This is a genomic window from Streptomyces sp. NPDC006208 (genome assembly GCF_040613775.1).
In the GTDB taxonomy this organism is placed as follows: domain Bacteria; phylum Actinomycetota; class Actinomycetes; order Streptomycetales; family Streptomycetaceae; genus Streptomyces.
The window spans coordinates 43,055-56,999 of the sequence record NZ_JBEXSW010000011.1 but is presented as its reverse complement, the minus strand read 5'-3'; the positions used below and the strand labels follow the sequence as shown (position 1 = coordinate 56,999).

Here is a 13,945-nt window from a genome sequence, read left to right as displayed (position 1 = left end):
GCCGGGAAAGGCGGCCTCAGCTGAGCAGGTCGTCCACCTGCGCTTCGCCCTCGCGGTACCTGCGGGCGATCTCGGCGCTGCAGTCGTCCGCCGTCCGCTGGAGCTGCTGCCGGCGGCGCGAGACCTTCTGCTCGTAACCCAGCAGGCGTCCCATCGCGGTGTGCAGTTCCTCGTCCGTGCGGGCGTCGAGGTCGGAGAGACCGACCTCATCGAGCACGTCGTCGGCAAGCCGCCGGTACTCCTCGCCGCGCGGCGTGGAGAGCGTGACGTGGCGCGCGGACGAGCCGCGCCGCGAGGGCACGTCGGCGAGGATCTCCGACAGCCGGTCGACCACCGGAGACTCCGGGTCCGCGCGCCGCCCCAGCTCGGCCCGCAGGATGTCGATCCGGCCCTGGACCAGCCGCCGTACATAGCTGAGGTCGGCCTCGTCCCGCTGCGAGTCGCGGCGCAGCGCGCGCAGTTCGGGCAGCCGCAGGGCACCGAGGTCCGGCTGCGGGAGCTCCGGCAGTACCGGTCCGGCGCGGCGTGGCTGTCCGGACAGGCCCGAGGCGGTCCGCGGCAGCGGCTCGGGGAGCTCCTCCGCACCGCCCGGAGCGTCTGCGGGCAGCTCGGCCCCCCTGCACACCGGGACATCGGGCGACGCCCCCGTATGCGGCAGCGACTCGGGCAGTTGTGCCTCGGTGCGCTGCAGGGGCGGCCGCGCGGCGCCTGCGGCGAGGCGTGCCGCGGTCACCGACGGCGCGGATACGGGACCGGGCGACTGCCCGTTGCCGGATGTACTCATATGCGTAGACCGTCCCCTCGACCGGTGCATGGGGTCTCCCCAGGCCCGGAGGACCGAGGGGATGCACCGCCTTGTTGCATCGTGCCACTGCGGCAGGTCCCGACGCAGGTGGACGTCACCGGTTTCAGCCCGGTTGGCCCAGCCCCGTTAGGTTGGTCCCTATGCGTGCAGTGGTACAGAGGGTGGACGGCGCGAGCGTCGTCGTCCCGGGTGAGTCCGGGCCGGAGACCGTCGGTGAGATCGTCGGCGAGGGGCTGTGTGTGCTGGTGGGGGTGACCCACGAGGACACGAAGGAGAAGGCGGCCCAGATGGCCCGCAAACTCTGGTCCGTCCGGCTGCTGGAGGGCGAGAAGTCGTGCTCCGACGTGAACGCGCCGCTCCTGGTGATCTCCCAGTTCACCCTCTACGGGGACGCCCGCAAGGGCCGCCGCCCCACCTGGAACGCGGCGGCACCGGGCCCGGTGGCCGAGCCGCTCGTGGACGAGGTGGTGGCGCAGCTGCGCGCCCTCGGCGCCCATGTGGAGACGGGCCGGTTCGGGGCGCAGATGCGGGTGTCCCTCACCAACAACGGCCCGTTCACCGTGCTCATCGAGATGTAGCAGGCTTCTTGGGGACGGAGCGGATCTCCGCGTCGGGAGGCGGCACGCCGGGCTACGGCTCGACGACCGTCTCCTGCGCGGCCGCCGTGTCCCCGGCGAGCAGCTCCGCGTCCAACGGCACATTCCGTTTCACCAGGGCCAGTGCGATCGGACCGAGCTCGTGGTGGCGGCCGGAGGTGGTGATGAATCCCAGCTGGCGGCCGCCGTCACCGTCCGCGGCGAGCCTGAGCGGAGTGCCGTGCCCGGGCAGATGCACCTCGCTGCCGTCCAGATGCAGAAACACCAGCCGACGCGGCGGCTTCCCCAGGTTGTGGACACGTGCGACGGTCTCCTGGCCCCGGTAGCAGCCCTTCTGCAGATGGACCGCGCTGCCGATCCAGCCCAGCTCGTGCGGGATGGTGCGGTGGTCGGTCTCGAAGCCGAGCCGCGGCCGGTGGTTCTCGATGCGCAGCGCCTCGTACGCGAGGATCCCGGCCGGCCCTCCTCCCAGGCCTCCCGTGGCGTACGACTCCAGGTCGGCGCGGGGCAGGAACAGATCGCGGCCGTGCGCCGTCTCCCGGACGACAACCCCGTCCGGGGCCTCGGCGATGGAGCCCGCGGGCAGATGCACCACCGCGAACTCCGCGGTGCGGTCCGCGACTTCGACCCGGTAGAAGAACTTCATCGACTCCAGATAGCCGATCAGCGCCTCCTGCGTCCCCGGCTCCACGTGCGCCCAGACCGTCTCGCCGTCGTCGACGAGATACAGGGCGTGCTCGATATGGCCGTGCGCGGACAGGATCAGTGCCTCGGTGGCCTGTCCGGGCGGCAGATCGCTCACATGCTGGGTGAGCAGCAGATGCAGCCAGCTCAGCCGGTCGTCGCCGGTGACGGTGACGACCCCGCGGTGCGAGAGGTCGACGAAGCCCTTGCCGCCGGCGAGGGCCCGCTGCTCGCGGAACAGGTCGCCGTAGTGCGCGGCGACCCCTTCGTCGCGCCCTTCGGCGGGCACGGCGCCGGGCAGGGACAACAGGGGGCTTGTTGTCGGTGAGTGTTGCTGCATGGAGCCAGCCTACGACTCGGGGGCGGCGGCCTTCGCAGTGCAGTCCCGGCAACGGCCGAAGATCGCGAAGTGCTTCATGTCCGTCTCGAAACCGAAGGTGGAACGCAGTTTCGCGGTGAAGTCGGCGGCGATGTCGACATCCGCCTCGATCACCTCCGTGCAGTCCCGGCACACGAGATGGAGGTGATGGTGACGGTCGGCGAGGTGGTAGGTCGGTGCGCCGTGCCCGAGATGGGCGTGCGAGACCAGCCCCAGCTCCTCGAGCAGCTCCAGCGTCCGGTAGACGGTGGAGATGTTCACGCCGGACGCCGTCTTGCGCACCTCACCGAGGATGTCGTCCGGGGTGGCGTGCTCGAGGGTGTCGACGGCCTCGAGGACAAGCTGGCGCTGCGGCGTCAGGCGGTACCCGCGCTGCCGCAGATCGCTCTTCCAGTCGATGCTCACCACGCCCCCAGTGTAGGCAGCGGCCCCCGCCCCCCGGGGAGTCCTCCGGACCGGCCTACCTGAAGAAGGCGATGCCGTCGTCCGGCAGGTCGCCGAGGTCCTTGGCCCAGGACTGCACGTCGTCCGCGGTGACGACCTTCTTCAGGTGCGCCGACATGTACGGGCGCAGCGGGACCTCGGGGGTGGCCTTCTCGCCGACCCACATCAGGTCGCCCTTCACATAGCCGTACAGCCGCTTGCCGCCGCTGTAGGGACCCGCGGAGGCGGTGCGCGCGACCGCGTCCGTCACCAGGTCGATCTGCGGCTTCTTGTCAGCGAGGTCGCCGTACCAGATCTCCACGATGCCCTGGTCGCGGACCATCACGACCTCGACCTTGCGGTCCTTGTCGATACGCCAGTAGCCGCTCTCGCTCTCCAGCGGCCGGACCTTGTTGCCCTCGGCGTCCAGGACCCAGGAGCGCGAGACGTACTCGACGAAGTCCCGGCCGTCATGGCTGAAGGTGACGGACTGGCCGAAGTTGCACTTCTCGGCGCCGGGGTAGTCGGAGACACCCGCGCCCTCCCACGTGCCGAGGAGGAACGCGAGGGGGACGAGGTCCGGATTGAGGTCGGACGGGATCTCGATCATGAGCAGCTCTGTCGGTCAGTAGGGGTACGGGAGGTTCAGCGCTGACCCTGGTACAGCTTCTTCACGGCGAAAACGGTGAAGGCGAGCACACCGACGCAGACCAGGGCCAGCAGAGTCTCGAAGAAAATGATCACGGAGTGCTCCCTCGGATGAGCGGCTGAAGGCAGAAGGGCCGGATCCCAGCTTAGTGGGCTGGGACCCGGCCCTCTCCGTGAGGTCAGCCTCTACGCGATCAGCCGAGCAACTGGTTCTGCAGGATCACCGTCTGGTGGAACGGGACCGCGGCGGCCCCGCCCGTGCGGGCCTGGACGATCAGGGCGACGGTGTCACCGGCCTGCACATAGGCCTGCCGCACCTGCCTGGCGTCGTACGGCTTGGGCTCCGCGTACACGTACGCGGACGTACCGGGTGCCTTGGCGGACGTGTCGTACGACTCGTCCAGCTCGGTCGCCGCGGCCTCGGCGAGCGGGACTCCGGCGGTGACACCGACGTCCAGGCCCTCGTCCTTGAACGACTCGGCGTAGGCCACCGAGGGGAAGCGCAGCAGATAGATCCGTGTCGACGTGCCGTCCGGCATGGTCCAGCCGCGGGCGGCGACATGCCGGACCGCGTACTCGGTCAGTACCTCGCGCAGCTCGCCGCGCTCGTCCTTCGCGTACTCGGAGAGGTACTGCTCCACACCGGTCCAGCCGCCGGGCAGCTGCTCGTCCTCGGCGGCCCCGCGCGGGGCGGGCAGCAGCAGGCTGCGCAGGTCGGCGTGGTGGATCTCGGCGTCGTTGGCCGCGGTGAAGGGGCGCGGCGACCCGGCGGGCAGGGCAGGCAGCGAGAGCTTCGGGTAGGCCCAGCGGCCGTCGTTCTCGGTGGCGAGGCCGGGGACGTCGGTGCGCTCCAGGCTGCTGATCCCGAGTGCCGTACCGGTTCCCGCCCCGGCGAACACGAGTACGGCGGCGGTCCAGCGGGCGACGGCCCGCAGGACCCGGCGCGGGGGACGGGCAGCCTTGGCCGGCTCCGGCTCGGCCGCCGGCGCGGACTGCACCTGCGGCTCGGCCAAGGGCTGGGGCTCCGTGATCTGCTGGGTCATACGTACTCTCCCGGAGACGCCATGTGGTCAAGTTGCTCCTGCATGGACCAGGCCGCGGCCTCTCCGGCCGACCGGGTCCCGTACGCGGCGACGTGCACGAACACATCGCCGTCGTACGCCACGCAGAACGCCCTGCCGAGCCGGGACTTCTCCCTCTCCCCGTTCTCGCCCAGCTTGGTCGGCTTCGGCGCGACGAAGCACGTGGCGTTCTTGTGGCCCTTGACCCTCGGGCCCTTGCGGAAGACGCCGAGGGCCTCGTACAGGTCCGTCTGGTTCGCGTACCAGGAACGGACGGCCTTCCCGCTCTTCATCCGGCCCACGTAGGTCTCGACGACGGAGCTGTCGTCGTAGCCGGCCGAGTACGAACGCATGGCGAAGCCCTGGAGGCCCACCTTCTCCACGGCCTTCTCGAACTCTCTGCGCTGTGCGCCCGAGAGCCCCTTGCCCGTCGCCTTGAGCATGGCGGCTGCCTGCTTGCCGCTGAGCTCGGTGTCGTTCCCGTACGACTCGATGTCCGGGCCGAGACGGGAACCGGTGTCCACGGGCGCCAGCAGCCGGCTGAGCGGTGTGTCGGCACGCCCACGGTCGGCGTCCTTGGCCGGGTCGTCGGCGAGGCGGTCGCCGCCGTTGTCCCAGGCCTCGGTCGGGGCGGTGGTGTCCGCCGTGTCCACGGTGTGCTTGGCGTACGCGACGGAGCCGCCGAGAGCGGCCAGGACCAGGACGCCTGGAAGCACGGCGCGCAGCGCACGCCGTGCCGGGCGGGCAGGCGTCGCGGCCGGGGCCGCGGGCACGTCGGGCGCCGCAGGCTCCGGCGCGGGAGCGTCCGGACCCTCGACGGGCATCCGTTCGTCGTTCGTCACAGGCGCTCCAACTGCTGCTCGGCCAGGGTGCGGATGGCCTTCTTGCTGATCGGCCTGGTGTCGGCCATGTGGATGTCGAGCATGATGTCGCCGCGGTAGGCGATGGCCCGGGCCTGGTAGAGGGGCAGATAGCCGGGCTTGTTCCGGACGTCGTACACGAAGTACCTGCCGCTACGGCTCCCCTTGATCGGGTGCCCTTCGTTGCCCGCGCCTTCCCGGGTGGGCATGTAGCGGAGCTGGTCTCCGGCATGCCCGGCCGCCCCCATGGTCACGCCCGGATGGAACTGGACGAGGTAGACGTTCGTCTGCCCGTATGCCCCGGTCTTCCACGTGCTCGCCACGGCACGGCGGAAACCGTCCTCGGTCAGCCGGTCGAACATCACGTCCTCGGACCGGAAGTTGAGGGCATAACCGTCCTGTCCGAGCCAGCCCTCCTGCCTCGGTCCGTCCGCAGCGCGTGCGCCTGCCGGCTTCGGGACCAGCAGCCTGCGCAGATCGCCGTCCGTCTTGACCTTGTGGTCCTGCGCGACGGCCGGCGGTACCGGCTTCTTGCCGGCGGGCAGCGACTTCTTCGGATACCCGAGCCCCGGCTGGTTCAGCGCGGGCAACGGCGTCGGCTTCCGGTCGGCCTGCACGTGGTAGCCCACGGCACCCCCGCCCCCGGCGCCGAGAAGTGCGGCAACGGCAACGACCACGGCGGTCCGCCGCCACCACCGCCCGCCCGAAATCCCCGCGGGTGCGTCGGCGAGGGGCACAGGATCGGCCTGGGCCGAGGCGGCGGATTCGGGCGTGACCCCGGGCGCTTCGGCCCCGGGGGTCCCGGCCGCCTGGGCCGGCACCGCGGTCAGAGCCGATCCGGCCGGGTCCGGGTCCGGACCCGGCGGAGCCGTGACCGGGTCCGGAGGTGGCGTGCCGAGCGCTGCGTCCTGCAGCGCCCGGTTGTGCTGAATGTCCAAAAGGGTGTCCCCCCACGAGACCTGAGGCGCAGATTCCGTTTAGTTGCGCACTCAACAGACACCCCGGCCGTCACAGGGGTTGTAGCTCCGCGCATTACAGTTCGGCATATGGCGAAGAAGCTCGTGATCAAGGTGACCGCCGGGGCCGACGCCCCCGAGCGCTGCTCTCAGGCCTTCACCGTGGCGGCCGTCGCCGTCGCCAGCGGCGTGGAGGTCAGCCTCTGGCTGACCGGCGAGTCCGCGTGGTTCGCGCTGCCGGGGCGTGCGGCCGAATTCGAGCTGCCGCATGCCGCGCCGCTGCCCGAGCTGCTCGAGTCGGTCCTGGCCGGCGGCCGGCTCACCCTGTGCACCCAGTGCGCGGCCCGGCGGGACATCACGGAGAAGGACGTACTGAAGGGCGTACGGATCGCCGGTGCGCAAGTGTTCGTCAGCGAGATCATGCCGGACGACGTACAGGCCCTGGTCTACTGAGGCCCGTCCACTCGCGGCCGGTCCACCGGCGACGTCCTGCTGCGGCGGTCTACTGGTGCCGCTTCTTGCCGTCGAGCTCGTCCCACCACTCGTCCGACTGCGGATCGCCCGACGGATCGTCCCACCACCGGTCCTCCGGCCCGCGCCGGTTGGCCATCATCGCCGCGACCGGCGGGATGACCATCGCGACCACGCACATCCCGACCGCGACCGGCACCGACCACAGACGCACCACGGCCCAGGCGCCCACGAACAGCACCAGGCACCCCGCCATCATCCACAGGTAGATGCGCCGTCGCCGCGCGTACATACCACCAGCGTACGACCGCACATGACCGCAGGGCCGCACCCCGGTCAGGAAGCGTCCAACCCCCTGGGGTGCGGCCCTGCGGCCGGTTCTTGAGCTGTAAGGAAGCTCAGCGTCAGACGGCGATCGCGACCTCGGCGAGGCCACCCGTCTGCGCGACGACCGTACGGTCCGCCGTGCCGCCCGGCACGAGTGCACGGACGGTCCACGTGCCCTCGGCCGCGTAGAAGCGGAACTGTCCGGTCGCCGAGGTCGGAACCTCGGCGGTGAACTCGCCGGTCGAGTCCAGCAGGCGCACGTAACCGGTCACGGGCTGGCCGTCACGGGTCACCTGGCCCTGGATGGTGGTCTCACCGGGCTTGATCGTCGAGGCGTCGGGGCCGCCGACCTGCGCTCCACACATATCTCTTCTGTCCTTAGGGTCGGGGTTCCGGGACTACTTGTTCGCGCCGAGCTCGATCGGCACGCCGACGAGGGAGCCGTACTCGGTCCACGAGCCGTCGTAGTTCTTGACGTTCTTGACACCGAGCAGCTGGTGCAGCACGAACCAGGTCAGCGCGGAGCGCTCACCGATGCGGCAGTAGGCGATGGTGTCCTTCGCCAGGTCGACCTGCTCGCCGGCGTAGAGCTCGCGGAGCTCGTCGTCCGACTTGAAGGTGCCGTCGTCGTTGGCGTTCTTCGACCACGGGATGTTGCGGGCGCTCGGCACGTGGCCGGGGCGCTGCGACTGCTCCTGCGGCAGGTGCGCCGGGGCGAGCAGCTTGCCGCTGAACTCGTCGGGGGAGCGCACGTCGACCAGGTTCTGGTTGCCGATCGCGGCGACGACGTCATCGCGGAAGGCGCGGATGGAGGCGTCCTGAGCCTTGGCCTTGTACTCGGTGACCGGACGGGTCGGCACCTCGGCGACCAGGTCGCGGGAGTCGAGCTCCCACTTCTTGCGCCCGCCGTCGAGGAGACGGACATCGCTGTGGCCGTACAGCTTGAAGTACCAGAAGGCGTAGGAGGCGAACCAGTTGTTGTTGCCGCCGTAGAGGATGACGGTGGTGTCGTTCGCGATGCCCTTCTCCGACAGGAGCTTCTCGAAGCCCTCCTGGTCGATGAAGTCACGGCGGACCGGGTCCTGGAGGTCCTTGGTCCAGTCGATGCGGATCGCGTTCGTGATGTGGTTCTTCTCGTACGCAGAGGTGTCCTCGTCGACCTCGACGATGGCGACCTTCGGGTCGTCGATGTGGGCCTCGACCCAGTCGGCGTCTACCAGGACTTCGCTGCGGCTCATGCTTTTCTCCTCCGGGGCAGTGTGCGGCGGGTGATGCGCGAGGGTGTGCGGGTACGCGAACAGTGCGGTGAACCGGCACAGGGGGTGGGCCCTGACAGTGACAAGGGCCGGGTGGGCGTCCCCACACGCCCCTTCCGGGGCGTAGAGGGAGGGAGCCGAGCTCCCGCTCAGGCAGTGCGACAGAGCATGGCGGCGACGCGGCACAGGTCTACTGCCCGCCGCTTCGTGAGGTCCGCCTGTCGCTGCTTCATGGGTCCGATCGTAGGGACGACCCGGCGGACATGTCACCGGCGTGTCGTATTGTGAGACACGATCATCCACCATGCGATACGAAACGGAGGCGGGCCGCGCCGCTGCGGCCTGCGCGGCCACGTGCGCCTCGTCCCCTTCTACCCACCGGACACTGCCGTCTCACCATGCGGCCGGTGGTCATTTCGCCTGTTTCGCGGGCCTCGGACGGGCCCGGGGCCGTCAGCCGACCAGCGAGACGTCCTTGCCCGTCCCCGTGAACCGCAGTCCGTCCTCCGTCGCCTCGACCTTGTCGAGCTTCACGCTCGACGGCAGCCCCTCGATCTTCAGGTCGTAGTCGACGGCCTCACGCAGCTTCTCGTCGAAGCCCGGCACCGGCAGCGACGGCAGCGACTCGGCCTTCAACTGCACCGTGCCGCCGTCCTTGAGACTGACGGTGCTGTACGTGGAGACCATGCGGCCCTCGATGAGCGCCTGCACCGCCCCGGGCACCGGGACGCCCGCGCCCTCGAGCAGCTCGCTGAGCGGGCCCGTGAGCTTGACCTGGCCCTTGGCCGCCCGCTCCGCTCCCGCATAGCTCACGGTGGCGCCCTTCGGTGCCGACTTGGTCAGGTCGGCGTAGGCGATCCGGGCGGAGCCGTCGGCCCGGCCGGCGGTGGCGGACGAATAGCTGCTGTCGATGCGCACATCGAGCAGCTCGGCCTTGACCTCGGTCACATTCACCGAATGACCGCCCGCGGAGGCGGTAATTCCGGAAAGGCTGACGTCGACCTCGTCGAATTCCTTGCCCATCACCTGCGTGAGGAAGGGGAAGCCCTTGATGGAGACGTCCGGCGAGGAAGGCAGCCCCTGGCTGCTCCTGATCTTGTCGGCCGCTTCCGATTCGGCCATGTTGACCGCGAGCCGGTCCGCGGCGACGAAGAGCCCGCCGAGCACGACCGCGACGATCAGCAGTATTCGCACTGCACGCATGTGTTGGTGTCCCCCACCCTGGTCTGAGGCACCCGGAGGCCCGAGAGCCTGAATCAGTCCGGACGACGCCTTCTGCTTCTGCTCAGTGATCGACGAACAGCGGCCGCCGATGGTTCCTCGGCGACCGCTTGTGCACGTTGCGGGATCCGTTCCGTGCACATCGCGGGATTCGCTCCAACCAGCGGACCCCGAGGGGTGATTCAGACCAGCGCGCGGCCCAGCAGATACACGGCCGGAGCCGCCGCGGTCAGCGGCAGCGCCACGCCCGCCGTCATATGGACGAAGCGGGACGGGTAGTCGTAGCTCGCCACCCGCAGACCGATCAGCGCGCACACCCCGGCCGCGAGCCCGAGCAGCGCTCCGCCGGCGCCGATACCGGTCAGGGCGCCGGCCGCGACACCGCCGCCGGCCGCGGCCAGCAGCGACACCGCGACGGACCCGGCGCCCGGCAGCGGCAGCGCACGGGCGAGCACGGCCACGGCGACGGCGACCGCGCCGACGGTCACGGCCTCGCCCGCCGCGGCCAGATGCCCCGTCGCGAGGATGGCGAGCGCCGCCGACACGACGGTCGCCATCAGCCCGTACATCCGCTCATCGGCGCCCGCGTGGCTGCGCAGCTGCAGCACCAGGGTGAGCAGCACCCAGACACCGAGCGCGCCGATGATCGCCGCGGGGGCATGCTCCTTGCCGACGACGAGCAGCGCGGCGTCGGCCGCGAGACCGCCCGCGAAGGCGAGTGCGATGCCCTGCCGGGCGGGCCACATGCCGTTCAGCCGGAACCAGCCGGCCGCGGTGACCGCCTGGAGCAGGACGAGCGGGACGAGCAGGGCGTACGGACCGACGGCGGCACCGGCCGCGAGCAGCAGGCCCAGGGCAGCGGTCAGTCCGGCCGGCTGCATGCCCGGCGCGATGATCGGCGAGCGGCCTTCGGCGCGGGCCCGCTGGGCGTCGGTGATCCGTGCGTTGCCGCCGATGGTGGGCGGGCTGTAGCCGTCAGGGCCGGCGGCCGGGGCCGGTGGTTGCTGCTGCGGCTCGTACGCCGCGGGGGCCTCGGGCGGCAGCGGGTGCGACGCCATGTGCTGCGGCACGTACGCCGTCTCGGCCGGGGTGCCCGTCTGGTGGGCGGCCTGGACGACCGGCTGGTACTGCGTGTCCCAGGTGTCCCCCTGCCAGGTCTGCGTCGCCGCGGGGTCCTGGTACGGGGTCTGCGGCGCCTGATGGGCATCCTGGTGATGCCCCTGGTCCTGCCGGTACGGGTCCTGGTAGGCGCCCTGGTGCGGCTCCTGGTACGGATACGGCGCGGGCTCCTGCTGATCGTGCTGCCCGTACGGGTACTGCTGATCGCTGCTCATGCTGTGCGGTTCACCCTCCTGCGAACGGCGGGAGCACCTCGACCGTGCCGCCCTCGGCCAGCCGTACGGTCTCATGGCCACGGGTTCCGACCGGGTGACCGTCGACCAGGAACGAGCACCGCTGGAGTACACGCGGGAGCTCGCCCGGGTGGCGCTCGCGCACGGCGTCGAGCGCCTCGGCGAGGGTCCCTGCGGTGTACGGCTCCTCCGCGACTCCGGCCGCCGCCTTGGCCGCGGCCCAGTAGCGGATCGTGCCCGCTGCCATAGCGGCACTCCTTTCGTCCATGTGCGCGCCGCCCTCCATGATGGTCTACGCGCCGGGAGCGGGAAGCACGGGCACAGGCGCCCGGGCGTCATGCGCGATCAGTGTGCCGCGTGGGGGGCGCTCACCGCGCCGAGTGCATCCATCCATGCTTCCGTACGCCCCCTGCCGCGACCGGGGACCACGGAGCCGCCTCACCCACGGCCGTCGGCCTCGGCGGTGCTTGCACGGGCCGGCGGTCACCGGCGGCGTCGCGCGAGCGCGGTGGCCGGATCCGGCCACCCGATCGGCCGTATGCACGGAAACAGAAGGTGACGACGGCGTCGGCGTCCGCGGAACCGGCCCGGCGGGGCTCTTGGTGCGCCTCGAGCACGACCCCGCCGCAGGCATGAAGGGTTGCCTGACAGGGGCCGGACGTGATCGGGAATACGTCCACAGTGTGAAATCGGCCCCCCGCCGCGGAAGCCATGTGGGCTATTCTGCTCGACAGAGGATCCGGGCAATGCAGCCCCCGGGTCCTTTCGTGTTTTCCCACCTGTTGTTACAGGGGGGTGAACGTGGCGGGAAACGGCTCTCAGGGCGCGAGAGTCTCCAGTACGAAGCAGTGCCGCAGAACGTCCTCGAAGGGACCGAGGAGGAACCGACGTTATGGGCGAGCGATCCGTGCACGACGACAGCAGGACGACCAGGACGACCAGGACCACGAGCACGTTCCAGGCAGGTGGGGCGCGATGAGCTCTCTGCTGCTCCTGACCAATGCCCTCCAGCCGTCGACGGAGGTGCTCCCCGCGCTCGGCCTGCTCCTGCACAACGTGCGGGTGGCCCCGGCCGAGGGCCCCGCTCTCGTCGACACCCCGGGTGCCGACGTCATCCTCGTCGACGGCCGGCGCGATCTTCCGCAGGTGCGGTCGCTGTGCCAGCTGCTGCGCTCCACCGGACCCGGCTGTCCGCTGATCCTGGTGGTCACCGAGGGCGGCCTCGCGGCCGTCACCGCGGACTGGGGCATCGACGACGTACTGCTCGACACCGCGGGCCCGGCCGAGGTCGAGGCCCGGCTGCGGCTGGCGATGGGCCGCCAGTCGATCATCTCGGACGACTCCCCGATGGAGATCCGCAACGGCGATCTGTCGGTCGACGAGGCCACGTACAGCGCCAAGCTCAAGGGCCGGGTCCTGGACCTGACCTTCAAGGAGTTCGAGCTGCTGAAGTACCTCGCGCAGCACCCCGGCCGGGTCTTCACCCGGGCGCAGCTGCTGCAGGAGGTCTGGGGCTACGACTACTTCGGTGGTACGCGCACCGTCGACGTCCATGTACGGCGGCTGCGCGCCAAGCTCGGTCCGGAACACGAGTCGCTCATCGGCACCGTGCGTAACGTGGGCTACCGCTTCGTGGTGCCGGAGAAGGTCGAACGGGCGGCCGAGGAGGCCAAGGCGAAGGGCGCGGCAGCCATAGCCCGTACGGAGGACGACCTCGAGGTGGCGGAAGCAGCCGTACGCCCTGCCCAGAGGTAGGTCACCACGCGTAGACTTCGCGCGTGGCCAAGGTGACGCGGGACGACGTGGCGCGACTGGCGGGTACTTCGACCGCCGTCGTGAGCTATGTCATCAACAACGGACCCAGGCCGGTTGCCCCGGCCACGCGCGAGCGGGTACTCGCCGCCATCAAGGAGCTGGGCTACCGGCCGGACCGTGTTGCCCAGGCGATGGCGTCACGGCGTACCGACCTCATAGGCATGATCGTGCCGGACGCCCGGCAGCCCTTCTTCGCCGAGATGGCCCATGCGGTCGAGCAGGCCGCGGCCGAGCGCGGAAAGATGGTGCTGGTCGGCAATTCCGACTACCGCGACGAGCGCGAGGTCCACTATCTGCGGGCCTTCCTCGGCATGCGGGTCTCCGGGCTGATCCTGGTCAGCCAGGGGCCCAGCGAGCGGGCCGCGGCCGAGATCGAGGCGTGGGACGCCCGGGTGGTGCTGCTGCACGAGCGGCCCGAGGCGATCGACGACGTCGCGGTCGTGACGGACGACATCGGCGGTGCACAGCTGGCCACCCGCCATCTGCTGGAGCACGGTCATGAGTACGTCGCCTGTCTCGGCGGCGTCGACAACACCCCGGCGGTCGGCGACCCGGTGGCGGACCACGTCGAGGGCTGGCGCCGGGCGATGCTGGAGTCGGGCCGCTCGACCGAGGGACGGCTGTTCCAGGCCCCGTACAACCGGTACGACGCGTACCAGGTCGCGCTGAAGCTGCTGTCGGGGCCCGAGCGGCCACCGGCGATCTTCTGCTCCACGGACGACCAGGCGTTCGGTGTGCTGCGGGCGGCGCGCGAGCTGCGGATCGACGTTCCCGGCGAACTGGCGGTGGCGGGCTTCGACGACGTCAAGGAGGCGGCGCTGACCGATCCTCCGCTGACGACGATCTCGTCGGACCGGCCGGCCATGGCCCGTGCGGCGGTGGACCTGGTGCTGGACGACGGCCTGCGGGTGGCGGGTTCCCGCAGGGAGCGGGTCAAGCAGTTCCCTTCGGGCCTGGTGATCCGCCGCTCCTGCGGCTGCGGCTGACCCGCCCCGCGGGCGCGGCTCCCCCACCGGCCACGGGGCCACCGCGCCTGCCCCGGGTACGCCGGCCCCGGACCGTAAACGGGCATAACGGGTTCTGCGGCCCTT

At 70.8% G+C, this 13,945-nt stretch carries 18 protein-coding genes; 4 read left to right on the top strand and 14 right to left on the bottom strand.

Annotated elements, in window-relative coordinates:
- Positions 1 to 16: 16 nt before the first annotated feature.
- Positions 17 to 784 carry an ABC transporter substrate-binding protein gene (locus ABZ208_RS11175; protein ID WP_356909227.1) on the bottom strand — a complete coding sequence of 256 codons (768 nt, stop codon included), beginning with the start codon at positions 782 to 784 and terminating at the stop codon, positions 17 to 19.
- A gap of 161 nt (positions 785 to 945) precedes the next feature.
- Between ABZ208_RS11175 and dtd the strand changes: the two genes are divergently transcribed.
- Positions 946 to 1,383 carry a D-aminoacyl-tRNA deacylase gene (dtd, locus tag ABZ208_RS11170; RefSeq protein ID WP_356909226.1) on the top strand — a complete coding sequence of 146 codons (438 nt, stop codon included), beginning with the start codon at positions 946 to 948 and terminating at the stop codon, positions 1,381 to 1,383.
- A gap of 52 nt (positions 1,384 to 1,435) precedes the next feature.
- On the opposite strand, the gene ABZ208_RS11165 is transcribed toward dtd, so the two are convergent.
- From ABZ208_RS11165 to ABZ208_RS11140, 6 genes are all read right to left on the bottom strand, one after another.
- Positions 1,436 to 2,425, bottom strand: coding sequence for a folate-binding protein (locus tag ABZ208_RS11165; RefSeq protein WP_356909225.1), 990 nt, complete (start codon positions 2,423 to 2,425; stop codon positions 1,436 to 1,438).
- A 9-nt stretch (positions 2,426 to 2,434) separates the two neighbouring features.
- Entirely contained in the window at positions 2,435 to 2,872 is a 438-nt protein-coding gene (locus ABZ208_RS11160) for a transcriptional repressor (protein WP_356909224.1), read from the bottom strand.
- A 52-nt stretch (positions 2,873 to 2,924) separates the two neighbouring features.
- Positions 2,925 to 3,497 carry an FABP family protein gene (locus tag ABZ208_RS11155; protein ID WP_356909223.1) on the bottom strand — a complete coding sequence of 191 codons (573 nt, stop codon included), beginning with the start codon at positions 3,495 to 3,497 and terminating at the stop codon, positions 2,925 to 2,927.
- Between the two features lie 232 nt (positions 3,498 to 3,729).
- Complete coding sequence (locus ABZ208_RS11150; RefSeq protein ID WP_356909222.1) at positions 3,730 to 4,578, bottom strand: hypothetical protein; 849 nt, start codon at positions 4,576 to 4,578, stop codon at positions 3,730 to 3,732.
- Entirely contained in the window at positions 4,575 to 5,438 is an 864-nt protein-coding gene (locus ABZ208_RS11145) for a hypothetical protein (RefSeq protein WP_356909221.1), read from the bottom strand. Before ABZ208_RS11145 ends, ABZ208_RS11150 begins: the two co-directional genes overlap by 4 nt.
- Positions 5,435 to 6,394: a hypothetical protein gene (locus tag ABZ208_RS11140; RefSeq protein ID WP_356909220.1), complete on the bottom strand. Its 960-nt coding sequence runs from the start codon at positions 6,392 to 6,394 to the stop codon at positions 5,435 to 5,437. The genes ABZ208_RS11145 and ABZ208_RS11140 overlap by 4 nt, the downstream gene beginning before the upstream one ends.
- A gap of 108 nt (positions 6,395 to 6,502) precedes the next feature.
- Here ABZ208_RS11140 and ABZ208_RS11135 point away from each other — a divergent pair, with 108 nt between their 5' ends.
- Entirely contained in the window at positions 6,503 to 6,865 is a 363-nt protein-coding gene (locus ABZ208_RS11135) for a DsrE family protein (protein WP_356909219.1), read from the top strand.
- 49 nt (positions 6,866 to 6,914) lie between these two features.
- Here the strand turns inward: ABZ208_RS11135 and ABZ208_RS11130 are convergent, their stop codons facing one another.
- The 7 genes from ABZ208_RS11130 to ABZ208_RS11100 form a co-directional block, all read right to left on the bottom strand.
- Positions 6,915 to 7,175 carry a DUF3099 domain-containing protein gene (locus tag ABZ208_RS11130; protein WP_328399095.1) on the bottom strand — a complete coding sequence of 87 codons (261 nt, stop codon included), beginning with the start codon at positions 7,173 to 7,175 and terminating at the stop codon, positions 6,915 to 6,917.
- A 112-nt stretch (positions 7,176 to 7,287) separates the two neighbouring features.
- Positions 7,288 to 7,575, bottom strand: a complete 288-nt coding sequence (locus ABZ208_RS11125; RefSeq protein ID WP_328399094.1) for a DUF1416 domain-containing protein — start codon at positions 7,573 to 7,575, stop codon at positions 7,288 to 7,290.
- 33 nt (positions 7,576 to 7,608) lie between these two features.
- Positions 7,609 to 8,448 carry a sulfurtransferase gene (locus ABZ208_RS11120; RefSeq protein ID WP_356909218.1) on the bottom strand — a complete coding sequence of 280 codons (840 nt, stop codon included), beginning with the start codon at positions 8,446 to 8,448 and terminating at the stop codon, positions 7,609 to 7,611.
- Positions 8,449 to 8,615: 167 nt separating this feature from the next.
- On the bottom strand, positions 8,616 to 8,699 hold the full coding sequence (locus tag ABZ208_RS11115) for a putative leader peptide (RefSeq protein ID WP_356909327.1): 84 nt from the start codon (positions 8,697 to 8,699) through the stop codon (positions 8,616 to 8,618).
- A 220-nt stretch (positions 8,700 to 8,919) separates the two neighbouring features.
- Positions 8,920 to 9,669 (bottom strand): DUF2993 domain-containing protein, encoded by a 750-nt coding sequence (locus ABZ208_RS11110; RefSeq protein ID WP_356909217.1) that lies wholly within the window; start codon positions 9,667 to 9,669, stop codon positions 8,920 to 8,922.
- A 200-nt stretch (positions 9,670 to 9,869) separates the two neighbouring features.
- Positions 9,870 to 11,021 carry a hypothetical protein gene (locus ABZ208_RS11105; RefSeq protein ID WP_356909216.1) on the bottom strand — a complete coding sequence of 384 codons (1,152 nt, stop codon included), beginning with the start codon at positions 11,019 to 11,021 and terminating at the stop codon, positions 9,870 to 9,872.
- Between the two features lie 10 nt (positions 11,022 to 11,031).
- The gene (locus ABZ208_RS11100) at positions 11,032 to 11,286 is read right to left on the bottom strand and encodes a MoaD/ThiS family protein (RefSeq protein ID WP_356909215.1); all 255 of its coding nucleotides are present in this window, start codon (positions 11,284 to 11,286) and stop codon (positions 11,032 to 11,034) included.
- Positions 11,287 to 12,014: 728 nt separating this feature from the next.
- On the opposite strand from ABZ208_RS11100, the gene ABZ208_RS11095 reads away from it, so the two are divergent.
- Together ABZ208_RS11095 and ABZ208_RS11090 are read left to right on the top strand one after the other, a co-directional pair.
- Positions 12,015 to 12,794, top strand: coding sequence for a response regulator transcription factor (locus ABZ208_RS11095; RefSeq protein ID WP_328399089.1), 780 nt, complete (start codon positions 12,015 to 12,017; stop codon positions 12,792 to 12,794).
- A gap of 23 nt (positions 12,795 to 12,817) precedes the next feature.
- A complete protein-coding gene (locus ABZ208_RS11090; protein ID WP_328399088.1) occupies positions 12,818 to 13,840 on the top strand; it encodes a LacI family DNA-binding transcriptional regulator in 1,023 nt (340 codons plus the stop codon).
- The last annotated feature ends 105 nt before the right edge of the window (positions 13,841 to 13,945 follow it).